Raw genomic sequence first — 26,537 nt, 5'->3', positions numbered from 1 at the left:
ACCCTGCGAGCCAACACGATGTCGACCACGCCCTTCGCACTGGACGAATTCGACCACCGGCTGCTCGAACTGCTGCAACGCGACGCCGACGCCACGCTGTCGGCGCTCGGCGACGAGGTGGGCCTGTCCGCCAGCGCCGTGCAGCGGCGCATCAAGCGCTATCGCGAATCGGGCCTGATGCGGCAGGTGGCCGTGCTGAATCCGGCGATGCTCGGCAACGTCACGTTGGCCACGGTGCTGGTGGCGCTGGAGCGGGAATCGGCCCGCCACCACGCGGCGTTCTATGCGCGCATGCGCAGCTCGGCCGAAGTGCAGCAGTGTTACGTGCTGGCGGGTGAATGGGATTACCTGGTGATCCTCGCAACAACGGGGCTGCCGCATACGCGCGAAGTCGCCGAGCGCTTGTTCGGAAACGACGAGACGCTGAAGCGCTACGAGACGCGCATGGTGTTCGAGCCGATCAAGCTGGGGTTGCATCTGCCGACGCGCGCGCCTGCCAAGCGGAAGAAGTAAATCGCTCGATAAGCCGCAACCCCACCCCGGCCCTCCCCTGCAAGCACGGGAGGGAGATTACGCGGCGGCCTGCTCGCGACGCAGCAGGTGTTCCTTGAGCGGCAGGCCCCAGCGGTAGCCCCCGAGTGTTCCGTCGTTGCGCACCACGCGGTGGCAGGGGACGAGGATCGCGATCCGGTTGTGTGCGCAGGCGTTGGCGATCGCACGCGCACCCTGCGGCGCGCCGACGTCGGTGGCGAGCGCCGAATAGCTGCGGGTTTCGCCGCGCGGAATGCGCATCAGCGCGTCCCATACTTTTTTCTGGAAGGCGGTGCCCAGCAGGTCGAGGTCGACGTGCGCCTGCTTGCCGGCCAGGGCATCGGCGACGGCGCGCACGCGCGGTGCGAGGAATTCGTCGCGGCCGGCGTCGACGCGTTCCAGGTGCGCCTGCGGGAATTCCATGTGCAGGCTGCGCTCCAGGCCCGCGGCATCGCGACCGAGTTCGACCATGCAGATGCCGCGCTCGGTGGTCGCGACCAGCGCCTGGCCCAATGCGGTGTCGACGATGCTCCAGCGAATGCGTTCGCCCTGCCCGCCTGCGCGGTAGCGCGCCGGCGTCATGCCGAGTTTCGCGGCGCCGTCTTCGTATACGCGCGACGGCGAGCCATACCCGGCGTCGTACAGCGCACCGCTCACGTCGTCACCGTCGCGCAACGCGGACTTCAGCGCGCCGAGCTTGCGCTGCGCCAGGAATTGCGCCGGGCTGAGGCCGAACCGCGCGGTGAAGCTGCGCTGCAGATGCGACGCGCTGAGGCCCACGATGTCCGCGAGTGCCTCGAGCGTGGGCTCGTCCGTCTCCAACACGCGGCGGGCGTGCTCGAGCTTGCGGATCGTCGTGTCGCTGGCCTTGGTTGCGATCATGTCCATGTACAAACGATACGGGCGCCCGAAGGCGCCCGATATCCGATTCTTGCCCGCCGTCGCGTCGGGAAACTCCGACCCAACGTTACTCCGACCAGTGCCCCATCGTCCGCGCCGCCGGCAGCACCTGCTGCGAGAGCTTCTGGTCGTTGGTCAGCAGCGTGAGCGCATCGGCGAGGATCGCGGCCGATTCGCGCAGCAGCGGATCCGGGCGCTTCTCTTCCAGCTTCTCGCGCTTGGCGTCTTCGGCGATGTTGCGCTCGTTGGCCTGCAGGCCATCGTCGCTGTCGTTGGCGAAGGGATCCAGCGGCAGGCCCAGCGCCTTGCGTTCGGCCTGGCGCTGCTTGGTCTTGGCTTCGAACTTGTCGCGCTCGGCGCGGCGTTCGGCTTCGTTGAGCGAGACCGACTTCTTCGCCGACTCGGCGCGGAACTGCGCCACGTCCTGCGCCCACCACTGGAATTCCTTGTCCTTGGCCACGCGCGCGGCGTGCAGCGAATCGAGGCGCGGAATGATCGGCGCGAAGTTGCCGTACTGCGTGTGGTCGACCGCCTGGATGCGCGACCACGGCAGCGCGTTGTCGTAGGTGCTCTCGCCGAACTCGCTGGCATCCACCGACACCGGGAAGGCGATGTCCGGCACCACGCCCTTGTGCTGCGTGCTGCCGCCGCTGATGCGGAAGAACTGCGCGATGGTGAGCTTCACCTGGCCGTACTTGTCGCCATCGTTCTGCGGCCAGCGGTCCAGGTCGATCAGGTTCTGCACCGTGCCCTTGCCGAAGGTCGTTTCACCGATGACCAGGCCGCGGCCGTAATCCTGGATCGCGCCGGCGAAGATTTCCGACGCCGAAGCCGAACCGCGATTGGTCAGCACCGCGAGCGGGCCGTCCCATGCGACGCCGGCGCGCGTGTCGTCCTCGACGCTCACGCGTCCGCCGGATTCGACCACCTGCACCACCGGACCGCGATCGACGAACAGGCCGGTCAGTTCCACCGCTTCGGTGAGCGAACCGCCGCCGTTGTTGCGCAGGTCGAGCACCACGCCGTCGACCTTCTGCGCCTTGAGCTGGCCGAGCAGCTTGGCGACGTCGCGCGTGGCCGATGCATAGTCGTTCGCGTTCTTCCGCCGACCTTCGAAGTCCTGGTAGAACGCGGGCAGCTTGATCACGCCGATCTTGCGCGAGGGCGCGCCCTCGGCGCCCGGCACGGTGATCGTCTGCGCCTTGGCGGCCTGTTCTTCCAGGCGCACCTTGTCGCGCGTGAGCACCAGGCGCTCGGGCTTGGAGTCGGCGGGCGATTCGGCCGGCACCACATCCAGGCGCACGGGCGTGCCCTTGTTGCCGCGGATCTGTTCGACGACATCGTCGATGCGCCAGCCGACCACGTCCTTCATCTCGCCCGACGTGCCCTGCCCGACGGCGACGATGCGGTCGCCCGGCTTGAGCTTGCCGCTGCGCGAAGCAGGGCCGCCCGGGATGATCTCGCGGATCACCACCACTTCGTCCTGCTTCTGCAGCACCGCGCCGATGCCTTCCAGCGAGAGCGACATCGTCAGGTTGAAGTTGGCCGCGGTGCGCGGGTTGAAGTAATCGGTGTGCGGGTCGATCGAATTCGCGTAGGACGTCAGGAACGTCTGGAAGATGTCCTCGCCGTTGAGGTCTTCCACGCCCTTGGTCAGGTTGCCGTAGCGCTTGTCGAGCGTCTTGCGGATGTCGTCGGGCGCCTTGCCGGCGAGCTTCAGGCGCAGCCAGTCGTTGCGGACCGACTGCGTCCAGATCTTGTCGAGCGTGGCCGCGTCGGCCCACGCCGCTTTTTCGCGGTCGTAGTCGTAGCGGTCGGTGCCGCTGAAATCGAACTTGTCGGTCTTCAGGGCCTTGCGCGCGAACGCGGTGCGTTCGGCGACGCGCTGCTTGTAGATGGCGAACATCGCGTACGGCGCATCCATCGAGCCGCTCTTGATCGCATCGTCCAGTTGCGTCTGGTACGGCGCGAACTTCGCGATGTCCTGCGCGGTGAAGAACAGCTTCCCGGGATCCATCGCTTCGAGGTAGCGCTTGTAGATGTCCTTCGACAACGCATCGTCGAGATTGCGCGGGCGATAGGCGAAGCGGCTGTCCGACAACAGGCCGTAGACCAGTTCGGCGGTCTTCGCCTGCGCGGCGTTGGGACCGTCCGGCAACTTGTTGTCGTTGTCGGCGCGCGCGAGCAGCGCGATCGGCGCCGACAGCGCGAGGGCGATGGTGAGGACGGGAAGGGTCTTGCTGAGCTTCATGGGCGCTTCCGGGCCCGGTGGGGCGGGCCGACAAGGGAACAACGGGGTGCCGCTTGGATTCGACGGCAAGTCCAGACTGCGACTGGCATCGATAAGCCGACAGTGCCGAAAGTTTCCGGCGCGCGCCAGCGGCAAAAGGTGAGACTGAGCGTTCAGGCCATGGGGATGGTTCAGTCCGGACGGCCGCTTTCGCGTGGCGTTAACGGAATCCGAAGACCAACCTCAACCGCACCTTTACGCGGCGACGAAGCCGGCGTCGATCGCCTGCCGGTCGGCGTGGTACGACGAACGCACCAGCGGGCCCGAGGCGACGTGGGTAAACCCGAGCGACATGCCGTAGACCTCGAGCGCCTTGAACTCCTCGGGCGTCCAGTAACGCAGCACCGGATGGTGGTGCGGGCTGGGCTGGAGGTACTGGCCGATGGTGATCATGTCGACGTCGTGCGCGCGCAGGTCGCGCAGCGTCGCCTGCACCTGCTCCATCGTCTCGCCCAGGCCCAGCATGATCCCGGACTTGGTGGCGACTTCGGGGTGCTGCGCCTTGAACTTCTTCAGCAGCGTGAGCGACCAGGCGTAGTCCGCGCCGGGGCGCACGTTCGGATACAGGTCCGGCACGGTCTCGACGTTGTGGTTGAACACGTCCGGCGGGTTGGTCGCCAGGATCTCCAGCGCGCGATCCATGCGGCCCTTGCCCCGGAAATCGGGCGTGAGGATTTCGATCTTCGTGCGCGGGCTGTGGTGGCGCACCGCGCTGATGCAGTCGACGAAATGCTGGGCACCGCCGTCGCGCAGGTCGTCGCGGTCGACCGAAGTGATGACCACGTACTTCAGGCCCATGTCGGCGATGGTGGTCGCCAGGTGCAGGGGCTCGCCGGCATCGGGCGGCTTCGGGCGGCCATGGGCGACGTCGCAGAACGAGCACCGGCGCGTGCAAACCTCGCCCAGGATCATGAAGGTCGCCGTGCCGTGGCTGAAGCACTCGTGGATGTTCGGGCAGCTGGCTTCCTCGCACACCGTGACCAGGCGGTTCTCGCGCAGCTTGGCCTTGAGGTTGGCCACGGAGTTGCCCGACGGAATGCGCACGCGGATCCAGGACGGTTTGCGCAACACGGGCGTGTCGGCGAACTGTACCGGCGAGCGCGCGATCTTGTCGCCGGCCACCTGCTTGGCGCCCGGCACGAGCGACGGTGCGGCGTCGCCGACGATGGTCAGCGGGATGGCCTTGGACTCGATTTCGCTCATGGGGAAGGTGCCGCGAATAATTCGGGGGAGGCAGACTGGAGCCGCAGGCCGAATTGTACGGCCAGGTGCTCCAGCAGCCGGGGTTTGACGGCGTCCAGGGCGTTCGGGCCGCCCAGGTCTTCCATCGAGACGACCTGCAGACCCGCGTAGCCGCACGGATTGATGCGGTGGAAGGGTTCGAGGTCCATCGCGATGTTGAATGCGAGGCCGTGGAAGGTGCAGCCGCGGCGCACGCGGATGCCCAGCGCGGCGACCTTGGCATCGTTCACGTACACGCCCGGCGCGCCGTCGCGGCGCTGCGCGTGGATGTTCCAGTCGCCCAGCGTGTCGATGACGGCCTGTTCGATGCGGTTGACGTACTCGCGCACGCCCACCTTCAGCCGCTTCAGGTCGAGCAGGGGGTAGGCCACGATCTGGCCCGGGCCGTGGTAGGTCACCTGCCCGCCGCGATCGACGTGGATCACGGGGATATCGCCGGGCATCAGGACGTGTTCGGGCTTGCCGGCCTGGCCGAGCGTGAAAACCGGATCGTGCTCGACCAGCCAGATTTCGTCGGGGGTTTCATCGGTGCGCGCGTCCGTGAAGGCCTGCATCGCGCGCCACACCGGTTCGTAGGCCATGCGGCCCAGGTCGCGCACGAGGGCCGGTCGCGCGACGATCTCGCGTGCGATCCCCGCTTGCGGCGCGATGGCGACGCTCACAGCGTCCACTTCACCTCGGGGTGCGCGCGCAGGGCGGCGTGCGCGGCGTCGTACTGCTCGCGCGAGTCGGCCTTGAAGGCGATGCGCACGGAGACGTATTTCCCGTTGGAGGAGTGCTTCCAGCTGACCGATTCGCTCACCACGTCGATGCCGGCGGCCATCAGCAGGCGCGGGAGTTCGGCCTGCAGGTCCTTGTCGGCCGCGCCCATGGCGGAGAGCTCGAAGGTGCCGGGAAACTGGAAGCCGTGGTCGGGGTTGTCGGACTTGATCTCCATCGCGGGATTATGGGACCGTCAACCGGCGAACCCAACCCCGACAGTACGCACCCCGATTTAATTATTTCGCGGGCGTTCGCAACGCGCAGCCCCTAGGATCGGGCGCTCCCTTGCACGTCCCCCGGCCGTGTCCGCCACAGGATGTGGTGCCCGGTCCGGTGGCTCCCGCTGGTTCGACGATGCGACACCGCCCCGCGCCGACTGCTGTCCGCTACCGCTTCGGCGCGCGCGTGCTCGACCTCGCGCGACGCGAGCTGCGCCTGGACGAGGTGCCGCAGCCGCTGCCCGCGCGCGTCTTCGAATGCCTGCAGACCCTGATCGAACACCGCGACCGCGCCGTCGGCCGCGACGAACTGGTACGCGCCGTCTTCGGCCGGCCCGATGTGTCCGATGCGCAGCTGGCGCAGGTGGTGCTGCGCGCGCGGCGCGCGATCGGCGACGACGGGCAGGAACAGCGCGCGATCCGCACGGTGCCGCGGTTCGGGTTTCGCTGGGCGATGGAGGTGGAAATCCTCGGCGAAGAAGTCGCGGCGGCCGAACCGACCGTCGTCGAAACGGTCGTGGAAGCGCCGCCAAGCACGGCGGGCGAGGGTCGCGCACCGGAAGTCGCCAGCGTCGCCACGCGCGCACCGCGCCGCCGGTTCGCATATGCGATCGCCTTCCTCGCGCTCCTGTCGATCGCCACCTTCTTCGCATGGCCGCACTTGCCATGGTCCAGCGCGTCCGTCGCAGCGCAATCGCGGGACGCCATCATCGTCCTGCCGATGCAGGTCGAAGGCGACGACACCGCGGCGTGGGCGCGCCTGGGCATGATGGATTTCGTCGTCGATCGCCTGCGCCGCGCGAACCAACCGGTGTGGTCCAGCGAAGCGACGCTCGCATTGCTGCGCGCGCACGGCGAAACCTTCGATGCGCAGCGCATGCGCCAGGATTCGCCGGCGGCGTGGATCGTCGAATCCCGCGCGCGCAATCAACGCAATCTCTGGGATGTCTCGCTCACCGCGCGCGATGCGAAAGGCCACGCGATCGCAGGCCGCGCCGACGCAACCGACCTCGTCGGCGCGACGCGGCAGGCGACCGATCGCCTGCTGGCCGCCATCGGCGGCACGTCGCCGGCCATCGCGCAGGACGTCCCCGATCTCGACGAACGCCTGCAGCGTGCGCAATCGGCGTTGCTCGCGAACGATCCGGAAACCGCGCGCAGCCTCCTGCTCGACGCGCCGCCCGCGCAACGCGCGACGCCGCAGTTGCAATATCGCCTCGCGCAAGTCGATTTCGCCGACGGCCGCCACACCGCCGGCCTGGCGAAAACCACGCGATTGCTGCAGCTGCCCGCGGTCCAGGGCGACGCGACCCTGCGCGCGCAGATCGAAGCCTTGCAAGGCCGCCTGCTGATGCGACTGGATCGGTACGTCGATGCCGAGCGCAGCTTCGATCGCGCGATCAACGCCTTCGCGCCGACGCCCAATGCCAGTGAACTCGGGCGCGCACTCATCGGCCGCGGCACCGCGCGCATGGCGCAGGGCCGCTTCGACGATGCCCTGGCCGACCTCGGCAGCGCGCGCGTGCAACTGTTGCGCGCCGGCGACCGGCTTTCGGTCGCGAAGGTCGACGGCAACCTCGGCGTGCTGGAAATGCAGCGCGACCATCCGCAACAGGCCGCGCAATCCTTCGAAAAGGCCGAGCGCGACTTCAAGGCGCTCGATGCGACCGTGGAGTTGTCCGGCGTGCGCAACATGCTCGTCGCGATGCACCTGTTGCTGCTGCAGCCCGACCAGGCGCTGGCCGTGAGCGAGCGCGCGTGGGCCGTGCGCGACCGCCTCCGCGACCCGGCGCATGTCGCCGATGCGCTGCTGGGGCGCGCCGAAACCCTGATCGCCATCGGCCGCCTGCAGGAAGCCGACGCGCTGCTGCGCCTGCCGCAATCGCGCGCCGCTTCGCACGGCGACTTCCATCGCCACGAATACCTGGAGATGGAACTGGCGCGGCAACGCGGCGAGATGGCGGCGGTCGCGCGGATCGGCACGCAGGCGCTGCGCGATTGGCCCGCCGACCGCAACGGCCGCTTGCGGGCGTGGGTCGCCTGGCGTGTGCAGGAAGCGGCGCTGGATGCGGACCTTCCGACGCCGCCGAACGCCGATGCGCTCGACGCCGATCCGCTCACCAAACAACTCGGCCTGGCCGTACGCCACCGTCGGGAAGGCGACGACCGCGGCGCCGATGCCGCATACAAATCCGCCATCGACATCGCCGAAGGCAGCGGCGTACCCGGCATGATCGCCAACGCCGTGTCCGCGCGCGCGCAGTGGCTGCTCACGCGCGGTCGGCTGGATGAAGCGACGGCCCTCGTCGGTCGCGTGGCGCCCTGGGCCGACCGCGATTTCGAACTCGCGTTGCTGCAGGTTGCGCTCTATACCCACCTTCGGCAGGCGGGCCAGCAACAGGCGGCGTTGGCCGTCGCACGTCGCCTGGCCGGCGAAAGGCCCGTGGCAACGCGGCTGTAAAGCGATCGTCAAGCGTTTGGAATGGCGCGCGGCGGGGTGCGTGACAGCGTCGGGAACTCACCCCGATCGCGAGATCCCCGATGCAACGCACGAAGTTGTATGCCGCACTGCTGTTGATGATCGCCACGCCGCCCGCCGCGCTCGCGCAGCAGGCCGCCCGACAGGACGTCGAACCCCAGGCCACGCGCGACGACTGTCGCGTCGTCGAATCCGCCGAACCCGACGCCCACGGCATCTATCGCGCAGTGCTGGAATGCACGCGTGCGCCCGATGGCGGGATCAATGCCGCGTCCCCGATCGCCGCATTGAAGCCGGCGCCCGGCCCGGGCGGTCCGCCGCCGGTGCCGGACACCGACGGCCTGGATTACTTCTCCTCCAATGGCGCGGGCGACGGCACCGACGCCACGCTGGCCGGTTGGGGTTCGGTCGCCGCCGGTCCGTACACCGCGGCGCTCGGCAACCAGGCGGTGGGCTTCGGCTGGGGCGCGATGGCCACCGGCGAATGGACCGTCGCCCTGGGTTACCAGGCCGCGGCGATGACCTCGCGCGACATCGCGATCGGGCAGCTGTCCTATGCCTCGGGCAACGGCGCGATCGCCATCGGCAGCGCGACGAACTGGATCGGCGGCTGGCACAACACCCAGGCCACCGGCGCACTGGCCACCGCGATCGGCACCGGCTCGATCGCATCGGGCAACTTCAGCACGGCGCTCGGCACCGGCGCGGTCGCCTACGGCGACGACGCGGTGGCGGTCGGCGAAGCAGCGGTCGCAAGCGGTGAACAGGCCGTTGCGCTGGGCCTGGCGAGCGTCGCCACCGGCATGGCGACCACCGCCATCGGCGTCGGCAGCGCGGCCCATGGCGAAAGCGCGACGGCGGTCGGTTCGTTCTCGCAGGCCGAAGGCCATTGGAGCAGCGCGATCGGCACCGGCGCCTTCGCGCAATACGACTACGCCAACGCGTTCGGCTCCTTCGCCGAGGCCGATGGCTTTGCGTCCACCGCCCTCGGCGTCGGCGCGGTCGCGCTGCGCGCGAACAGCACGGTGCTCGGCGGCGCTTACTTCGTCGGCGCGTCCGACGACGGCAGCGTGTGGGAAGGCGAACTCGTCCGCTCCTTCGCCGACGGCCAGGGCGCGACCGCGGTCGGCGCCGGCGCGCAGGCGATGGCCGACCAGGCCACCGCGATGGGCACGCTGAGCCAGGCGATCGGCGTGGACAGTCTCGCGGTCGGTGCGCTGTCGATGGCGGAAAGCGATCAGTCCACCGCGCTGGGCAACTACAGCAACGCGCTCGGCACGGCATCGACGGCACTGGGCAACGGTGCGATGGCGCGCGGCGAATACGCGACCGCCAGCGGCAGCAACGCCGCCGCGATCGGCGACGAAAGCACGGCGATGGGCTTCGGCAGTGATGCGAGCGGCGCGGCGAGCCTCGCACTCGGTGCACACGCGAGTGCCTCGGCCGACAACGCCATTGCGCTCGGTGCCAATTCCGTCGCCGACCGCGCCAACGCGGTGTCGATCGGCAGCGACGGCTTCGAGCGCCAGCTCACGCACGTCGCCGATGGTTCCGAGGATTTCGATGCGGTGAACGTGCGCCAGCTGCGCGCGGCGGGCCTGGTCGACACCGACGGCACCGCGATGCACGCGGTGACCTACGACTCGATGGCCGCCGATCGCGTGAGCTTCGGCGGCTTCGGCGGCACGACGCTGACCAACGTCCGCGCAGGCGCGATTTCCGCGACCAGCCTGGATGCGGTCAACGGCGCGCAGTTGTACGCCTTTGGCCGGAGTTACCTCGCGCAGCTCACCGCACTCGACGATCGCGTGACCGATCTCGAAAACGCGGCGCCGGGCACGGGCGGCGACGACAGCCACGTCGACGTCGACGGCGGCATGCCGGGCGCCGACGACGCGAACGCCGGCACGGGCACGGGTGGTGTCGCGATCGGTTCGAACGCGCATTCGACCGGCACGGGCAGCGTTGCGGTCGGCAGCGGCTCGGCGGCGACGACGGCGAGCGCGACGGCCATCGGCACCAACACGTCGGTGCAGGCAAGCGGTGGCACGGCGATCGGTGCAGGTGCGACGGTGGCCGCGACGGCGACCAACAGCGTCGCGCTCGGACAAGGCTCCGTCGCCGATCGCGCGAACACCGTTTCCGTCGGTTCTCAGGGCCACGAACGCCAGGTGACGAACGTCGCCGCGGGCACGGCCGACACCGATGCGGCCAACGTCGCGCAGGTGAACGCCGGCGACACGCGCACGCTCAACGACGCGCGCGCGTACACCGATGCGCGCTTCGCCGACCTGGTCGCCGCACCGCTGCAGGCCGTCGACGACCTGCGCAGCCAGGTGAACAAGCGCTTCGACGAAACCGACGAGCGCATCGACCAGATGGGCGCGATGAACGCCGCGATGCTCAACATGGCCACGAGCGCGGCGGGCGTGCACCAGACCAATCGCGTGGGCGTGGGCGTCGGTTTCAGCGGCAGCTCGCAGGCGCTGTCGATCGGCTACCAGCGCGCGATCGGCGAAAAGATCACGGTCACCTTCGGCGGCGCGTTCAGCGACGACGAGGCCTCCGCCGGCGCCGGTGTCGGCTTCGGCTGGTAATCCCTTTCCCTCTGGGGCCAGGGACCGGCCCCGATTTTTTTCGGAGTCCTCATGAGCATTCGTCTGACCAGCTGCCTGAGCGCGTGCGCGCTCGCCGCTGCCGTTTCCCTCTCCTTCGTCGGCATGCGCGCGACGGCCGCAGGCGTCAACGTGCGCGTGGTCGATGCGAAGCCCGCACCGACCGCGCAGGCGCCGCAGCGTCGTTTCATCGTGCGGTATCGCACCGGCACCTTGCAGCGTTCGAGCACCACGGCTGCACTCGATGCCGCGCGCGCAGCCGTCGTTCGCTCGGGTATCGCCGCGTCGATCCCCGGCCTCACCGTGCGCCACGTGCGTCGCATGGGCTCGGGCGCCGACGTGATCGCACTTTCGCGTTCGCTCGATGCAGCCGGCACCGCGTCGCTGTTGAACGCGCTCGCCGCCGATCCGAACGTCGCTTCCGTCGCGCCCGATCGCCGCATGTATCACACGGGCATCGCCGCGCCGACGATGCTGCCGAACGATCCGCTCAGCCAGCAATATCAGTGGCACTTCTACAACTCCGTCGGCGGCATCAAGGCACCGGCGGCGTGGGACAGCGCGAACGGAACCGGCGTCGTCGTCGCCGTGCTCGACACCGGTGTCACCGACCATCCCGATCTCACGCCGAATTTGTTGCAGGGCTACGACTTCATCTCCGATGCCTTCGTGTCGCGCCGCGCCACCGACGAACGCGTGCCCGGCGCGCACGACTACGGCGACTGGAACGACGATTACACGCAGTGCGACATGAGCAACAGCAGCTTCCACGGCACGCATACCGCGGGCACGGTGGCGGAAGTCTCGAACAACGGCCTCGGCCTGGCGGGCGTCGCACACGGTGCGAAGGTGTTGCCGGTGCGCGTGCTCGGTCGTTGCGGCGGCTACACCTCCGACATCGCCGACGCGATCGTGTGGGCCTCCGGCGGCATCGTGCCGGGCGTCACCGCGAATGCGAACCCGGCCGAGGTGATCAACATGAGCCTGGGCGGCCAGTTCGCCTGCGACGACGTGATGCAGGGCGCGATCGACACCGCCGTGGCCAACGGCACGACCGTCGTCGTCTCGGCGGGCAACAGCGACGCCGATGCATCGGGCTTCGCGCCCGCCAGCTGCCGCAACGTCATCACCGTTGGTGCTTCCCGCATCAACGGCGGCAAGGCGTACTACTCCAACTTCGGCAAGATCGTCGACCTCTCCGCACCCGGTGGCGGCGGCGGACAGGATGGCGTCCCGACCGGTTACGTGTGGCAGACGCTCAACGACAGCGCGACGGCACCGGAACTCGGCAGCCCCGCGTACGGCGGCATGTCGGGCACCTCGATGGCCGCGCCGCATGTCGCGGCCGTTGCAGCGCTCGTGCAGAGCAAGGCGAGCAAGCCGCTCACGCCGGCGCAGATGGAAACGATGTTGAAGGCGACCGCGCGCCGCTTCCCCGTCGCGATTCCGTCGAACGAGCCGATGGGCACCGGCATCCTGGATGCGAAGGCGGCACTCGCCACCGTGTTGCCGCCGTGCCAGGGCCCGGATTGCGAAAGCGCCGCGCGTCCCCTGGTGAACAAGACGCCGGCGAAGAACCTCGCGGGCGCAACGGGTGCGCAGTTGTCGTACGTCATCGATGTGCCGGTCGGCGCGAGCGCGCTGAGCTTCCTGACTTACGGCGGCACCGGCGACGTGACGCTGCTCGTGCGGTATGCGCAGGTGCCGACGACGAGCGCGTACGACTTGATCGCACAACACGCGGGCAACAACGAAACCATCCGCGTGCCGGTGACGCGCGGCGGGCTGTACTACGTGAAGGTCGTCGGTGCGAAGGCCTTCGCCGGCGTGACGCTGGAAGCGCGCCACAACTGATCCACGCTGGGAGAGGTGTCCGGTCGTGCAGGACGCGCGCCCGGATGCCGGCGCGCCCGACGGAACGTGTTCCTCCACGTTTCGTCGGGTGTGTTTTTTCGGCGAACAAGCAAATCCATTCCATCGACAGGGGGCTGTTGAGATGAACTGGTTGAAAGCAACACTGTGCGCGAGTGCGCTGAGCGTGGTCGCCGCGTGCGGCGGCGGCACGCAGCATGCCGCCGCGCCACGCACCGCGAGCGTCGACAAACGTCCGGCGCAAAGCCCGGCCAATCCTTTCTCGCGCCGCAGGACGGGCGGGCCGCTTCCGCCCTACAGATACGACGGCTTCACCGGCCAGGACTTCCCGAACCTGCGCGAATCGCGCACGGCCGCCAACTGCGATCCGGCGCATCCGGACAACGCGAATTTCGCCGGCAACGTCATCAACGTCGGGCCGGGCGGATCGCTCGCCAATCTCTCGCAGGTGGCCTGGGAAGCCTTGCCGCCGCACACGATGGTCCGCGTCCTGCCGAAGGCGACGCCCTACAACGAACGCATCTTCATCGTCACCGGCGACATCAAGGTCTGCGGCGTGCGCGATGCCAACGGCGCGCGCCCGAAGATTTCGGRCCTGAATGCCCGCGTGCGCAGCAACAACGCATTGCAGAACGAGATCGGGACGCCGGCGGAGGAATACGCCACCGTCAATCGTGGCATCGTCGCCATCGCGCGCGACAGCGGCATCAGGAACATCGCGATCGAAGGCCTGAACCTCACCGGCACCATGTCGCCGCCCTATTCCGGCGACAACCACGCCGCCAGCTACATCGGCATGGACAACCTGTCGCACCCCTACAACACGCACACCGGGTGCCTGTATGTGTCGCGCGCGCAGAACGTCACCTTGCGCGACAACGAGTTTTTGTTCTGCCCGGTCGGCGTCTACGTGATCAGCCGCGGCCTGGATTACGGCGGCGACCACTACCTCACGCGCAACTTCCTGCTGGAAGGGAATTACTTCCACGACAACGGCCTGGTCGACGACTACAACGTGCACCAGGCCTACATCCAGGGCGTGAACTTCGTCGTCCAGTACAACTACTTCGGCAATCCGATCCGCCACGACATCGACGGCAGCGGCGCGATCGACAACGATGAAGCCTCCAACGGCAACGACCTGAAGATGCGCACGGTGGGCGAACTGGTGCGCTACAACTACTTCGAGAACGGCGCGCATTCGATCGACCTGATCGACATCGAGGATTTCCGGCCGTCGGTGTTCCCGTGGTTCTTCAACCTGCTGGCCGACCAGGACCCCGGCGCCGTCACGCCCGAACTGCGCGCGATGATGCAGCGCGACTGGCTGAAGTACGACCACGGCAGCTACATGTACGGGAACATCTTCCGCCGCGACCAGAAGGTGCACGTGCAGACGATGGGCGCGTCGATGGTGCATTTCGGTTCGGACAACAGCCCGATCGACGGGCGCCGCGGCAAGCTCTGGTTCTACTTCAACACCATCGTGACCAGCTTGAACAAGAACAGCAGCCAGGGCGCCGCCACGCTCTTCAGCTGCTGCCTGGACAACGCGAACTCCTGGGACTTCTACGACGGGCACCTCGTGCTCGATTCCAACAATGTCGACTTCCACATGATCGCCAACGGCAAGGATTACGGCGTGATCCGCCGCCGCACGCCGGAAGACTTCTGGGGCCGCTACGTGGCGGTGAACAACGCCGTGCAGGTCATGAGCGGCAGCAACGCACTGGCCAATGCGCAGCCCTTCCACTGGAACACCTACAAGGGCGAGCAGATCGAGTTGCGGCGCAACTACGTCACCAACAACTGGAACCAACCCTTGTGGACCGGCTACCCGACGCCGGGCTACGGCGACAACGAGGTCGCGCTCTCGGAATTCAGTTATCCCGGCGCCCACGATCACCATCACGTGACCGGCGCAGCGAACCTGAAAACGGGCGGGCTCGCGCTCAATGCCGCAACGACGGCACCCATCACGGGCAGCGCGGTCTGCAGCCAGGCCGTTGCGTGGACCAACGACATTCCCGCCTCAGTGCGCCCGCGCTATCAGATCCGCCTGCAGGACAACGGCGCCGGTGGATGGACGCCGGGCGTGTTGCTGGTCACCCCGCGCACTGCGCACACGACACTGGGAGCAAGCCAATGCAATTGATCTCCGCATTGCGTTGCGCGGTGTGCATGACGGCGCTGTGCGCGCTTGGCGCCTGTGGTGGGGCAGGCCGCCAGGACACCGCGGCATCGCGCGTCGGCGCGCTCAAGCCGAAATCGTCCGGCGCCACCCTTTCCAGCGCCGATGCTTCCTTTGCAGGGACCGGCATTCGCACGGGCGGCGGCTTGCGCCCGATCAGGATGCACGGCGGACTCGGCGTTGGCGGCAACGGTTATCTCGATTACGGATGCACGAACGACGCGCTGCGGCCTGCCGGTTGGACCAGCCGTTTCGTGCGCGCAGGCGCCACCGGCAACGGCACGCGCGCCAATCCCTACGGCACGATCATGCAGGCGATCGTGGCGGCGGGCGAGACGCCGACGATCGTTTGCGTCGCGAACGGCAGCTACACGGAAAACATCGACCTCGGCATGCGCCATAGCCACCGGCTGGTGGGCGGATTGAATGCCGCGTTCACCACGCGCAACGCGGCCGCACTGCCATCGACCGTCACCGCCGCGAACGCCAACCAGCACGTCATCCATGCCGAGGCGCCGGTGGAAATCGTGATCGATGGCTTCGTCGTCACGGGCAGCAACAATCGCGGCATCGACGTCACTGCGTGGGACGCGAACGAGCGCATCACCCTGCGCAACAACCGCGTCCACCACAACGGTTGCACCACGCCCACCGCGCGCACCGACTGCGGTGGCGTCGAAGTCGGCGGCGGCCGCACGGTGGCGGTGGAAATCGCCAACAACCTGATCGAGGAAAACGGCGGCGGCCACCACGGCGGCGGCATCAACATCGGCGGCGCGACCGAAAGCCTGGGCACGCTGGATCAGACGGCCTCCAGCAACGACGGCTTCGGCAACGTGCTGACCATGACCGGCCTGGTCGCGAACGTGCACCACAACATCATCCGAAACAACCGCCTGTACGAAGCCTCCCTGCCGCATGGCGCGGGCATGGCCATCGGCATGCACGGCGATGTGCACCACAACCTGTTCTTCGGCAACGACACGGTGTCCGACGGCGACCACTTCGGCGTCGGCGCGGGCCTGATCGGGCAACACGACCGCGGCGGCAGCGCGTCGGTCGCGCTACTGATCGTGCGCAACAACTGGTTCGAAGCCAACCGCACCACGAAGCTGGGTTCGGCGATCTTCCTCGACCAGTACAACGTCGGTTATGTGTACAACAACGTCGTCGTGCGCAATTTCGGCACGGGCGCGATCATCGTCGACGGCAATTGCGGCGACACCTGCACGGGGCCGAACGGCAACAACGGGCGCAATTTCGCGACGATCGTGAACAACACGGTCGCCGACAACGCCGGCGCCGGCCTGGCGGTGCAGGACAGCACCGCGCACGTGTACTTCAACGTGTTCTGGCGAAATCACGATGCCGATGTCGTCGGCGACATCGCTTCGTTGACGGGGGCACCGGGCGCGGACAACAGGATCCGCGGTGCCTTCAACATCATCGACATCGATCCGCCGCAGTTCCCCTTGCTGACCAATTCGGTCAGCGGCGAGGGCATTCCGAACCTGCTTCGCTCATTGCCGAACAGGGACTATCGCCTGACCGATCCGAACAATCCGCTGCATCCGTATCGCTTCGACCAGCAGTTCACGCCGGCGATCGTGTTGCCTGTGGCGTTGCAGCCGCCGGCGGTGGATTACGACGATGTGGCGCGGCCGGATGGTGGCGGGCGCTTTTTGTACGGGGCCTACGGGAAGTAAAGGCGCCTCTTCGGATGGACGCCTCGGCACGTGACGTGGCGAGGCGTCCCCAAGAAGCTACGCGCGCATCAACGCTCTTAGCTGTTCCACCACATCATCAGTTCATCCCACATGCGCTTGAAGAACCCCCCTTCTTCCACCGCATTGAGCGCAACCAGCGGACGCTCCGCGATCACCTTCCCGTCGAGCGTGACCTTCACGCTGCCGATCTTCTGGCCCTTCGCGATCGGCGCGACGAGCGTCTTGGGAATGTCCATGCTCGGCTTGAGCTGCGCGTACTTGCCGCGCGGCGTGCTCACCAGCATCGGCGAATCCACGCCCAGCTGCACCTGATCGGCATCGCCCTTCCACACCTTCTGCTTCGAGATCGCCTTGTTCGCTTCGTAGAGGCGATGCGTTTCGAAGAAACGGAAGCCCCAATTGAGCAGCGCCTGCGAATCCACCGCGCGCTGGTTCTCGCTGGTCGAACCCATGACCACCGAAATCAGGCGCTGGTCGCCGCGCTGGGCCGAGGCCATCAGGCAATAACCGGCGCCGCTGTGGTGGCCGGTCTTGATGCCGTCGACGGACGGATCGCGCCACAGCAGCAGGTTGCGGTTGCGCTGCGTGATCGGGCCGACCGTGTATTCCTTGATCTTGTTGTACGAATACGCTTCGGGGAAATCGCGGATCAACGCGCGGCCGAGGATCGCCAGGTCGTGCGCGGTGGAGACGTGACCCGGCGCCGACAGGCCGTGCGGGTTGACGAAGTGCGAGTGCTGCATGCCGATGCGCTGCGCGTAGGCATTCATCAGCGAAGCGAACGCGTCTTCGCTGCCGGCGACGTGTTCGGCGAGCGCGATGGCCGCGTCGTTGCCCGACTGCACGACCATGCCCTTTTCCATTTCCACCAGCGGCGCGGTCTTGTTCACTTCGAAGCCGCTGTAGCTGCCCTCGGTGCCGGCGCCGCCTTCGCGCCAGGCGTGCTCGCTCATCATCACCGGGTCGGTGCCCTTCACCTTGCCCGACTTCATCTCGGCGGCGACGACATAGCTGGTCATCACCTTGGTGATGCTCGCCGGTTCGAGTTGCGCATCGCCGTTCTGGCCCGCGAGAACCTGGCCGGTCGCGTAATCCATCAGGACCCAGGCCTTGCCCTGGATCTGCGGCGGCGGCGGAACGGGCAGCGAATCGCTCAGCGCGGCGGGCGCGGCGGGCTTCGCCGCAGGTGCCGGCGTTTGCGCGAGCGCGAGACCGATGAAGGAAGTGGCGAGGGCCGCGAGCGTGAGGGCGGCGAGGGGACGGACGTTCATCAGGACGGCGGGTTCCGGAAATGCGGGCGAAGGGGGAAAGAACGCGATTCTAAGGAGCAGGATTCTAGAGGCCACGGCCGCGCCGTGCCGGTGAATCAGTCGCGCACGATGTTTGGGCGACCGAATCCGAGACCGGCGACGGTCGCGCTGAGTTCCGCGACGCGCTCGCCCGGCACCGGGCCAACGCGCAGGCGCCAGACTTTCTGGCCTGAAGCGGTGGCGTCGAACAGGCGTGCATCGCGAATGCCGGCGCCTTCGAGCATCGCCAGTGCGCGCTCTGCATTGGCACGTGCGGCGAAACTGGCGATCTGCAACACGACGGCGTCGCCCTTCACGGTCGGCGCAGGTGGCGCGGGCGGCGTTTCGCGTGCGGGCGGCGGCGGCGTGGAAGCGGCCGTTTCAGTGCGGACCGGTGCCTTCACCGGTTCGGTGGGTGCGCGCTGGTCGGCCGTGCCGGACTGGCCGGTCGCCACGTGCACCTGCCGCTCCTTCATCCACTTGTCGAACTCGTCGGCGGTCATCGCCTTGCCGTCCTGGCGCATGTCGAAGCGCCAGGGGCCGGGCGGCGTGGGTTCGGGCTCCGCGTTGGCGGGCGTCGGCTTGCGTTCGCCGGCTTGCGCGGTGGCGATCGGAAGCGCCTGGACCATGCGGTCCATCGCGCTCGGCGACACGGGCGGCGGCGCGGGATCGGGTGCGGCCACGCGCATGTCGGGGCCGCGATCGTTCACCGTGAGTGCGCGCACTTCCACGTTCGCGGTGCCCGCCGGATACACGCCGAGCTTCACCGCGGCCGCGTAACTGAGGTCGATCACGCGCCCGTCGTGGAAGGGGCCGCGATCGTTGACGCGCACCACCACCGACTTGCCGTTCGCCAGGTTGGTGACGCGCGCGAAGGACGGCAGCGGCAAGGTCTTGTGCGCAGCGCTGAAGGCGTACATGTCGTACACCTCGAGCGACGAGGTACGGCGGCCGTGGAATTTCTGGCCGTAGAACGACGCGGTGCCGCGTTCGACATAGCCCGAGGGATCGTCGAGCACGTGGTATTGCTTGCCGAGCACCGCGTAATCGCGATTGCCGTAGCGCGAACGCGGTTCGGCGACGACGTCCGGTTCCGGGATCAGGTGCACGTCGTCGATCGGCGGCGGCGCGCTGTCCCGGACGTTCGGTGCGTAAAGGCCGCCGGCGGTGTAATCGCCGCGCTTGGAGAGATCTTCCTGCGCGGGCGCGTAAGGCGAACGGCGCTTGCCGCCCTGCGTGTTCGCCGATGCGTTCGAAACGGTGGTGGAAGATTGCGAAGGCGCCGGCGCCTTGGTGGTCGGCGCGCCGCCGCAGGCGGCCAGCAACAGGCACATCGCCGGCAGCGCGCGCTTCATGGCGGCGTGGCCTGCGCCTGCACCGGCGGCAGCGGAACGGTCGCCAGCTGCGTCTGTTGCGCCACCTGCGCGTCGCGCCCGGCGATCGATTCGGCGAGCTGGTACACGGCCGTCGCATACAAACGCGAGGTGTTGTACTTGGTGATCGCGCGGAAGTTGTCGAACACCATCCAATATTCGGTGCCGCCGGCGCCGTCGAAGCGCACGATCTGCGCGGGCGTGGCGGGCGCGAGCGGAAGGGTGGTGCGGTAGCCGATCGGCGCGAAGCTCTCGAAGGGCTGCATCACGTCGATGTCTTTGGCGCTGTAATCGGTGGCCGACGGATCGCGCAGCGCGGCCGTCATCACCGGGCCGCCGCGTTTCCAGCCGCCCTTCTTCGCAAAATAGTTGGCGACCGATTCCGTCGCGTCGTCGATGTTCTCGAACAGATCGCGCTTGCCGTCGTTGTCGCCATCCACCGCGTACTGGCGGTAGCTGGAGGGCATGAACTGGCCGTAGCCCATCGCGCCGGCATAGCTGCCCTTGAGCTGCGTGATGTCCAGGCCCGCTTCCTTGCCCAGGGCGAAGAACTGGCCGAGCTCGTCGCGGAAGAAGGCTTCGCGCTGGTTCTCGCGCGTGACCTTGGCCGGATCGCCGGTGCGCGGATAGTTGAAGGCGAGCGTGTAGAGCGCATCGATGACCGGATAGCTGCCCTTGTTGCCGCCGTAGCTGGTTTCCACGCCGATGATCGCGGTGATGATTTCCGCCGGCACGCCGAAGCGGGCTTCGGCGCGTGCGAGCGCATCGCGATTGGTCGACATGAAGGCCTTGCCGCCGTCGATGCGCCCTTGCGTGATGAAGATCGGGCGGTAGTCGCGCCACGGTTTGGCTTCGGCCGGGCGCGACATCGCGGCGATGATGCCGTCGCGGATCTGCGCCTTCGCGAGCACCGATTCGATGTACGCAGGATCGATGTCGTACTTCGCCGCGGTCAGGCGCACGAAGTCGGCGCGCGCGGCGCTGATGTCGCGCAATTGCGGCGGAACGGGCGCTGCGGGCGTCGTGCTGCGGGTTGCGGCGGAAGCCGGCTTGACCTGCGTGATGGCGGGCGCCGGCGCGGTTTGCGGGGAAGGCGGGGCCTGGGTCGCGCACGCAGTCAGCGCGGCCAGCGGAATGAGCAATGCGGCACGGAACGTCATTGCGCCGGAGGGTAGCGCGTGGACGGGGAATGGGGAATAGGGAATGGGGAATTGTTGATCCGCCGTGCATCAACCATTCCCTATTCCCTATCCCCTATTCCCGCCTTTGCTTCATGTCGTATGGCGCGGGCGATGCGCGCCGACCGCCATCACCAGGCCCAATCCCGCCAGCAGGGAAACCGCCGACGTGCCGCCGTAACTCAGGAGGGGCATGGGCACGCCGACGACCGGCAACATGCCCGAGATCATCCCACCGTTGACGATGACGTAGACGAAGAAGGACAGGCCCAACGCGCCCGCGAGCAGGCGCGAATAGCCATCGCGCGCTTCGGCGGCGATCCACAGGCAGCGACCGATCACGAACAGATACAGCGTGAGTACCGTCGCCACGCCGAGCCAACCGAACTCTTCGCTCAGCACGGCGAAGATGAAGTCGGTGGTGTGTTCGGGCAGGTAATCCAGGTGCGATTGCGAACCCTGCCCCCAACCCTTGCCCGTCATGCCGCCCGCGCCGATGGCGATCTTCGACTGGATGATGTTCCAGCCGGCGCCGAGCGGATCGGATTCGGGATTGAGGAAGGTCAGGATGCGTTCCTTCTGGTATTCGCGCAGCATGAAGAACCACGCGACGGGCGCGACCGCCGCCACGCCGGCGAAGGCAGCGACGAACCACCACCACGACAACCCGGCGAGGAACAGCGCGAACACGCCGCTCGACGCCACCAGCATCCCGGTGCCGAAGTCCGGCTGCAGCAGGATCAGCCCGAGGGGAATCGCGATCAGGACGCCGGAGACGAGCACGACGCGGAAATTCGGCGGCAGCGGTTCGCGCTGCAGGAACCACGCGACCATCATCGGCAGGCTCAACTTGATCACTTCCGAAGGCTGGAAGTAGAAGAAGCCCAGGTTGATCCAGTGGTTGCCGTGCTTGCCCTGCCCGATCGCGAGCACGAGCAGCAGCGGCAGCAGCGAGATGCCGTACACCAGCGGCGACCAGTGCCGCAGCCGCGTGGGCGGAATGCGCGACAGGCCCCACATCGCGGCCAGGCCCACGACGAAGCGCGCGCCCTGCGCGTAAACGAGCTTCGGGGTTTCGGCGCCCGCGCTGTACAGCACGGCCAGGCCGATGGTCATCAAGGCCAGCAGCGCGGCGAGCAGCCACGGATCGACCGTGCGCAACACGCGCCCGGTGAGATCCACGCCGATGCGGAGGATCGCGTTCATCGCGGCGGTGCCGGTGTCGGCGACGGCGCCGCCGGAACTGCAGCGGCGACGGGTACCTGCTCGGGCGGCGCCACTTCCGGCATCTTCCCCAGCAGGTAAGCGTCGAAGATCTTGCGTGCGATCGGGCCGGCGGTGCTCGCGCCGAAGCCACCGTGTTCGACGGCGACCGCGACCGCGATCGTCGGGTTCTCCGCCGGCGCATAACCGACGAACAAGGCTTGGTGGCGGAGGTTGAACGGCAACTGGTGCGGATCCACGCTCACGCCGCCGCGTCGGCTGATCTTCTGCGCGGTGCCGGTCTTGCCCGCCATCAGGTACGGCGCGCCGCGCACGAGGCTGAAGCCCGTGCCGCCCGGCTGCATCGTCATCATCATGCCTTCCTGCACGGCGCGCAGGTTGTCGGGATGGTCGGTGATGCGCACCGCGGGCGGCTGCACGATCGGCAACCACGGCGTGTCGTAACCATCGCGACGCGCGGCGGCCAGATGCGGACGAATCAGGCGACCGCCGTTCGCGATCGCCGACACACCGCGCGCGAGTTGCAGCGTCGTGGCGACCCAATAGCCCTGCCCGATGCCCGCGATCACGGTCTCGCCGGCATACCACTGGTCCTTCGTGCGCGTGGCCTTCCACGCCGGCGAGGGCACGATGCCGCTGGTTTCGCCGGCGAGGTCGATGCCCGAGGGCGCGCCGAATCCGTACTTGTGCATGTACGAAGCGAAGCGCTCGATGCCCATGTCGTAGGCGAGCTTGTAGTAGTAGAAGTTCACCGACGCGGCGATCGACTTGCGCAGGTCCGTCCAGCCCGCGCCGCCGTGCGCGTCGCGATATCCGCGCTTCTGGCCCGGGATATGGAATTCGCCGGTGGAGAACACCTTGTCTTCCGGACGGCGCAGGCCGCTGTCCAGGCCCGCGAGCGCGATCAGCGGCTTCACCGTCGAACCCGGCGGACCACCGCCGAGCACATTGCGGTTGAACAGCGGGCGCGAGGGATCATCCATCAGCGCCTTGTATTGCGCGTGCGAGATGCCGTTGACGAACAGGTTGGGGTCGTAGGAAGGCAGGCTCACCATCGCGAGGATTTCGCCGGTGCGCGGATCGATCGCGACCGCCGAACCGTCGTGGTCTTCGAACGCGGCGACCATCGCCTTCTGCAGATCCAGGTCGATCGACAGGCGCAGGTCCGCGCCCGGCACCGCGGGCACCTGGCCCAGGCGGCGCAGCGCGCGGCCTTCGACGTTGGTTTCGATCTTCTCGAAACCGACCTTGCCGCGCAGCGCTTCTTCGTAATAACGCTCCAGGCCCGTCTTGCCGGTGTGCGTGAGCGCGGCATCCACTTCGCCCATCTTCGCCAGGTCCGCCTGGTCGATGCGGCCGACGTACCCGATGATGTGCGCGAGCAGATCGCCGTAGGGGTAATGGCGATTGAGGTAGGGCACGAGCTCGACGCCCGGGAAACGCCAGCGGTCGACCGCGAAACGCGCCGCCTCTTCCTCGCCCACGCGCATCTTCAGCGTGATCGGGCGCCAGCCGTGGCGGGCCTTGCGTTCGACGTCGAAGCGTTCGATGTCTTCTGGATCGAGCGCGACGATCTTCGAAAGGCTCGCGACCAGTTGTTGGGTGTCACCCGCCTGGTCGGGCACGACGTCCAGGCGGAAGGCCGGCACGTTTTCGGCGAGCACGCGGCCCTTGCGATCGAGGATCAGCCCGCGGCCCGGCACGACCGGGCGCGGCTTGATGCGGTTGGCTTCCGAGCGCGTGGCGTATTCGTCGTGTTCGAGCACCTGCAGGCGGAAGTACCAGCCGCCCAGGCCGAACAACGCGAGCGCGACCGCCGCGAACGCGATCAACGCGCGGGTGCGGAACTGCATCGCCTCGGCGAATGCGTTCTTCAGCTGGCGGCGGCGCATGCGACGGCCTTCAGCGGTTGCGCCACGCCCGCAGGCGCAGCGTGTCGAACAACAGGAACAACGGTGCCCACAGCACCATCCCGATCGCAGGCGCGACCCACGACAGCGGTGGCAACAACGACTCGCCCAGCGCCAGGTGGAGCGCGGTGGTCACGATGCGATCGTTGAGCAACAGCGCGCCGATCGCCAGTGCCTGCTGCGACAGCGGGAAGAAGCGCAGCCGCGCGCGGAAGCGCTGCAGGATGAACGCGAGGATGGTCAGGCGCAGCGCCTGTTCGCCGAGCAGGCTGCCGAAACACAGATCCGCGATGAGGCCGACGACGAACGCGAAGCCCAGGCCCACGCGATCGGGTTCTTCGAGCACCCAGTAGGCGAGCGCGAGCGCGAGCCAGTACGGGCGCAGCGGCGCGACCTGCGCCGGAAGCGGCAGCAAACCGAGCAGCAGCGCGACGACGATGCTGACGGGAAGCACCCAGGCGGCGCGTTCGCGGCTCATGGGCGGGCCCCCGTGGTGGCGGGCGCGGGCTGCGTGGGTGCAGGCTGCGTGGCCGCGGGTCGCGTCGGTGCGGACTGCGTGGATGCGGGCTGCGTGCGTGCCGCCGGCGCGCGCGCCTTGAGTTGCGCACGCGTGGGAATGGCGGCGGTGGAGGCGGGAACGGTGGCGCTCGATGGGCTGGCAGGCGCGGTACTCGCGGGCGCGGGACCGATCACCGGGCGTTCGGGTGCGCTGCGCAGCAGCAGCACGTCGCGGCCACGATCCAGTTGCGCGGCGGGCGTGACATCGCCGACGAGGAACGCACGGCTGTCGTCGGGGCGCAGCGCGGAGATCTTGCCCACGGGGAACCCCGCGGGGAAACGCTCGCCGAGGCCGGACGTGACAACGACATCGCCGACCTTCACGTCGCTGGACAGGGGAATGCTCGCGAGCGCGAGGCGATCGCTGCGCCCCGTGCCGTAGGCGACCAGGCGCACGCCGTTGCGCATCACGGCGACGGGCACGGCATGGTCGGGATCGGTGAGCAGCAAGGCGGTCGAATGCGACGCGGTGGTGGCGATGACCTGGCCGACCACGCCGCCGGCATCGATCACGACCTGGCCCACGCGCACGCCGTCGCTGCTGCCGGCATCGAGCACGAGGCGCTGCCGCGTGGGATCCAGGTCGATGTCGAGGATGGGCGCGAGTTGCACGTCCAGGCCGCCGCGCTGCACGACGCCGAGCATGCGGCGCAGGCGATCGTTGTCGGCGGCCGCCGCCTGCAGGCGCGCCATGCGCGCGCTGTCGACGAGCATCTGGTTGCGCATGCGGCGGTTTTCTTCGATGAGCGAGGTGCGCGTGCCGGCATCGTCGCTGATCGAATCGATCATGGCCCCGGGCCACCCCGCCACGGCCCACATCGGCTGCACGAAGGCCTGCGCCTGCTGGCGGACCTGCGAGAGCCAGCCGCCGCGATGGTCCAGCAGGATCAGCGCGAAGGCCGCGGCCAGATACGCCAGCAGCCGAAGCGTGCCGACGATTTCGCCGGGGCGGGCAGCTGCGGGACCGGCGTAGGACGGCACGATGGCGGCGAGGAAAGTAGACCTGGCGGGAAAGGGGCTCGCTTATTCCGGCGCGAAGAACTCGTTGCCGTGCATGTCGAGCATCTCGAGCGCACGGCCACCGCCACGCGCCACGCACGTCAGCGGATCGTCGGCCACCTGCACGTGCAGGCCGGTTTCTTCGGTCAGCAGGCGGTCCAGGTCGCGCAGCAGCGCGCCACCACCGGTGAGCACGATGCCGCGCTCGGCGACGTCGGCGCACAGTTCCGGCGGAGTCTGCTCCAGCGCCTGCTTCACCGCCGCGACGATGCCGGCGAGCGGCTCGCGCAGCGCTTCGAGGACTTCGTTGGAGGTGATGGTGATCATCTTCGGCACGCCCTCGGCCAGGTGGCGGCCCGAGATTTCCATCGTGCGCACTTCCTTCGGCGGGTAGGCGCAGCCGATTTCGAGCTTGATGCGCTCGGCCGTCGCGTCGCCGATCAGCATGCCCTGCGTGCGGCGGACGTAGGCGATGATCGCCTCGTCGAAGCGGTCGCCGCCGATGCGGGCCGACTGGGAGTACACGATGCCGTTGAGGGCGATGACCGCGACTTCCGTCGTGCCGCCGCCGATGTCCACGACCATCGAGCCGCAGGCTTCGGTCACCGGCATGCCGGCGCCGATGGCGGCGGCCATGGGTTCTTCGACCAGGTGGACCTCGCGGGCACCGGCTTCTTCGGCCGATTCCTTGATCGCGCGGCGCTCGACCTGGGTGGAGCCGCAGGGCACGCACACCAGCACGCGCGGGCTGGGACGCAGCAGGCGCGACTTGTGCACCTTGCGGATGAAGTGCTTGAGCATTTCCTCGGTGTAGGTGAAGTCGGCGATGACGCCATCCTTCATCGGCCGGATCGTCGTGATGTGGCCCGGGGTGCGGCCAAGCATCTGCTTGGCCTCCGTGCCGACCGCCGCGACCGTCTTGGAGCCGCCGCCGAGGCGATCCTGGCGCACGGCGACCACGGACGGCTCGTTGAGCACGATGCCCTGCCCGCGGACGTAGATGAGGGTGTTGGCCGTGCCCAGATCGATGGACAGGTCGCTGGAGAAGTAGCGGCCGAGGAACTTGAACATTCGGGGGGAGTCGCCTGCATGCGGGCGGCACTGGAAATCGTGCCGCGAAGGTGCGCTAGCCTATCCTTCCCCCTGCCCCCCAGCAAGCGCGGAGTGCGCGTTTTTTCC

17 protein-coding genes and 2 pseudogenes are annotated in these 26,537 nt (G+C 68.1%); 6 read left to right on the top strand and 13 right to left on the bottom strand.

Translation table 11 applies throughout. The features are described from left to right. The first annotated feature begins 18 nt into the window (after positions 1-18). Positions 19-513, top strand: a complete 495-nt coding sequence (locus AC1DOM_RS02080) for an Lrp/AsnC family transcriptional regulator (protein ID WP_498959729.1) — start codon at positions 19-21, stop codon at positions 511-513. Between the two features lie 57 nt (positions 514-570). Here the strand turns inward: AC1DOM_RS02080 and AC1DOM_RS02075 are convergent, their stop codons facing one another. The 5 genes from AC1DOM_RS02075 to AC1DOM_RS02055 all read right to left on the bottom strand — a co-directional run bounded on the left by AC1DOM_RS02075 (position 571) and on the right by AC1DOM_RS02055 (position 5,900). Continuing rightward, positions 571-1,419, bottom strand: coding sequence for a methylated-DNA--[protein]-cysteine S-methyltransferase (locus tag AC1DOM_RS02075; RefSeq protein WP_498959728.1), 849 nt, complete (start codon positions 1,417-1,419; stop codon positions 571-573). Positions 1,420-1,498: 79 nt separating this feature from the next. Continuing rightward, a complete protein-coding gene (locus AC1DOM_RS02070; RefSeq protein WP_498959726.1) occupies positions 1,499-3,682 on the bottom strand; it encodes a carboxy terminal-processing peptidase in 2,184 nt (727 codons plus the stop codon). Positions 3,683-3,916: 234 nt separating this feature from the next. Beyond that, positions 3,917-4,924: a lipoyl synthase gene (lipA, locus tag AC1DOM_RS02065; protein ID WP_498959724.1), complete on the bottom strand. Its 1,008-nt coding sequence runs from the start codon at positions 4,922-4,924 to the stop codon at positions 3,917-3,919. Continuing rightward, positions 4,921-5,634 (bottom strand): lipoyl(octanoyl) transferase LipB, encoded by a 714-nt coding sequence (lipB, locus tag AC1DOM_RS02060; protein ID WP_498959722.1) that lies wholly within the window; start codon positions 5,632-5,634, stop codon positions 4,921-4,923. The genes lipA and lipB overlap by 4 nt, the downstream gene beginning before the upstream one ends. Further along, positions 5,622-5,900, bottom strand: coding sequence for a DUF493 family protein (locus AC1DOM_RS02055; protein WP_498959720.1), 279 nt, complete (start codon positions 5,898-5,900; stop codon positions 5,622-5,624). The genes lipB and AC1DOM_RS02055 overlap by 13 nt, the downstream gene beginning before the upstream one ends. Before the next feature lie 179 nt (positions 5,901-6,079). Between AC1DOM_RS02055 and AC1DOM_RS02050 the strand changes: the two genes are divergently transcribed. The 5 genes from AC1DOM_RS02050 (at position 6,080) to AC1DOM_RS02030 (ending at position 16,806) form a co-directional block, all read left to right on the top strand. After that, positions 6,080-8,404 (top strand): winged helix-turn-helix domain-containing protein, encoded by a 2,325-nt coding sequence (locus AC1DOM_RS02050; protein ID WP_498959718.1) that lies wholly within the window; start codon positions 6,080-6,082, stop codon positions 8,402-8,404. Between the two features lie 80 nt (positions 8,405-8,484). Continuing rightward, on the top strand, positions 8,485-11,019 hold the full coding sequence (locus AC1DOM_RS02045; protein ID WP_498959716.1) for a YadA C-terminal domain-containing protein: 2,535 nt from the start codon (positions 8,485-8,487) through the stop codon (positions 11,017-11,019). A 51-nt stretch (positions 11,020-11,070) separates the two neighbouring features. After that, positions 11,071-12,891 (top strand): S8 family serine peptidase, encoded by a 1,821-nt coding sequence (locus AC1DOM_RS02040; protein WP_498959714.1) that lies wholly within the window; start codon positions 11,071-11,073, stop codon positions 12,889-12,891. Between the two features lie 142 nt (positions 12,892-13,033). Further along, on the top strand, positions 13,034-15,064 hold the full coding sequence (locus AC1DOM_RS02035; protein WP_498959712.1) for a hypothetical protein: 2,031 nt from the start codon (positions 13,034-13,036) through the stop codon (positions 15,062-15,064). Continuing rightward, positions 15,055-16,806 carry a hypothetical protein gene (locus AC1DOM_RS02030; protein WP_498959710.1) on the top strand — a complete coding sequence of 584 codons (1,752 nt, stop codon included), beginning with the start codon at positions 15,055-15,057 and terminating at the stop codon, positions 16,804-16,806. Before AC1DOM_RS02035 ends, AC1DOM_RS02030 begins: the two co-directional genes overlap by 10 nt. Before the next feature lie 77 nt (positions 16,807-16,883). Here the strand turns inward: AC1DOM_RS02030 and AC1DOM_RS02025 are convergent, their stop codons facing one another. The 8 genes and pseudogenes from AC1DOM_RS02025 to AC1DOM_RS01990 all read right to left on the bottom strand — a co-directional run bounded on the left by AC1DOM_RS02025 (position 16,884) and on the right by AC1DOM_RS01990 (position 26,429). Beyond that, positions 16,884-18,098 carry a D-alanyl-D-alanine carboxypeptidase family protein gene (locus AC1DOM_RS02025; protein ID WP_498959709.1) on the bottom strand — a complete coding sequence of 405 codons (1,215 nt, stop codon included), beginning with the start codon at positions 18,096-18,098 and terminating at the stop codon, positions 16,884-16,886. 95 nt (positions 18,099-18,193) lie between these two features. Next, on the bottom strand, positions 18,194-19,471 hold the full coding sequence (locus AC1DOM_RS02020; RefSeq protein ID WP_498959708.1) for a septal ring lytic transglycosylase RlpA family protein: 1,278 nt from the start codon (positions 19,469-19,471) through the stop codon (positions 18,194-18,196). Between the two features lie 71 nt (positions 19,472-19,542). Next, positions 19,543-20,649 (bottom strand): annotated as a pseudogene (gene mltB, locus AC1DOM_RS02015) (lytic murein transglycosylase B); the annotation flags it as partial. A gap of 111 nt (positions 20,650-20,760) precedes the next feature. Beyond that, on the bottom strand, positions 20,761-21,873 hold the full coding sequence (rodA, locus tag AC1DOM_RS02010) for a rod shape-determining protein RodA (RefSeq protein WP_498959706.1): 1,113 nt from the start codon (positions 21,871-21,873) through the stop codon (positions 20,761-20,763). After that, positions 21,870-23,783, bottom strand: a complete 1,914-nt coding sequence (gene mrdA / locus AC1DOM_RS02005; protein WP_498959704.1) for a penicillin-binding protein 2 — start codon at positions 23,781-23,783, stop codon at positions 21,870-21,872. The genes rodA and mrdA overlap by 4 nt, the downstream gene beginning before the upstream one ends. Before the next feature lie 10 nt (positions 23,784-23,793). Then, entirely contained in the window at positions 23,794-24,279 is a 486-nt protein-coding gene (gene mreD, locus AC1DOM_RS02000) for a rod shape-determining protein MreD (RefSeq protein ID WP_498959703.1), read from the bottom strand. Continuing rightward, positions 24,279-25,340: pseudogene (gene mreC, locus AC1DOM_RS01995) on the bottom strand (rod shape-determining protein MreC); the annotation flags it as partial. The gene mreD and the pseudogene mreC, both read right to left, overlap by 1 nt. A 42-nt stretch (positions 25,341-25,382) precedes the next feature. Further along, positions 25,383-26,429 carry a rod shape-determining protein gene (locus AC1DOM_RS01990; protein WP_498959701.1) on the bottom strand — a complete coding sequence of 349 codons (1,047 nt, stop codon included), beginning with the start codon at positions 26,427-26,429 and terminating at the stop codon, positions 25,383-25,385. Positions 26,430-26,537: the final 108 nt, after the last annotated feature.

This window comes from Lysobacter sp. P5_B12, assembly GCF_056400425.1.
Note: the sequence above shows the minus strand (reverse complement) of the source record. Positions and strands in the feature narration are given on the sequence as shown.

Bases quoted from the DNA above. Each gene is read 5' to 3' on its own strand.
- AC1DOM_RS02080 (WP_498959729.1), top strand. From the start codon at position 19: ATGTCGACCACGCCCTTCGCACTGGACGAATTCGACCACCGGCTGCTC.
- AC1DOM_RS02075 (WP_498959728.1), bottom strand. From the start codon at position 1,419: ATGGACATGATCGCAACCAAGGCCAGCGACACGACGATCCGCAAGCTC.
- AC1DOM_RS02070 (WP_498959726.1), bottom strand. From the start codon at position 3,682: ATGAAGCTCAGCAAGACCCTTCCCGTCCTCACCATCGCCCTCGCGCTG.
- lipA (WP_498959724.1), bottom strand. From the start codon at position 4,924: ATGAGCGAAATCGAGTCCAAGGCCATCCCGCTGACCATCGTCGGCGAC.
- AC1DOM_RS02055 (WP_498959720.1), bottom strand. From the start codon at position 5,900: ATGGAGATCAAGTCCGACAACCCCGACCACGGCTTCCAGTTTCCCGGC.
- AC1DOM_RS02050 (WP_498959718.1), top strand. From the start codon at position 6,080: ATGCGACACCGCCCCGCGCCGACTGCTGTCCGCTACCGCTTCGGCGCG.
- AC1DOM_RS02045 (WP_498959716.1), top strand. From the start codon at position 8,485: ATGCAACGCACGAAGTTGTATGCCGCACTGCTGTTGATGATCGCCACG.
- AC1DOM_RS02040 (WP_498959714.1), top strand. From the start codon at position 11,071: ATGAGCATTCGTCTGACCAGCTGCCTGAGCGCGTGCGCGCTCGCCGCT.
- AC1DOM_RS02030 (WP_498959710.1), top strand. From the start codon at position 15,055: ATGCAATTGATCTCCGCATTGCGTTGCGCGGTGTGCATGACGGCGCTG.
- AC1DOM_RS02025 (WP_498959709.1), bottom strand. From the start codon at position 18,098: ATGAACGTCCGTCCCCTCGCCGCCCTCACGCTCGCGGCCCTCGCCACT.
- AC1DOM_RS02020 (WP_498959708.1), bottom strand. From the start codon at position 19,471: ATGAAGCGCGCGCTGCCGGCGATGTGCCTGTTGCTGGCCGCCTGCGGC.
- rodA (WP_498959706.1), bottom strand. From the start codon at position 21,873: ATGAACGCGATCCTCCGCATCGGCGTGGATCTCACCGGGCGCGTGTTG.
- mrdA (WP_498959704.1), bottom strand. From the start codon at position 23,783: ATGCGCCGCCGCCAGCTGAAGAACGCATTCGCCGAGGCGATGCAGTTC.
- mreD (WP_498959703.1), bottom strand. From the start codon at position 24,279: ATGAGCCGCGAACGCGCCGCCTGGGTGCTTCCCGTCAGCATCGTCGTC.
- AC1DOM_RS01990 (WP_498959701.1), bottom strand. From the start codon at position 26,429: ATGTTCAAGTTCCTCGGCCGCTACTTCTCCAGCGACCTGTCCATCGAT.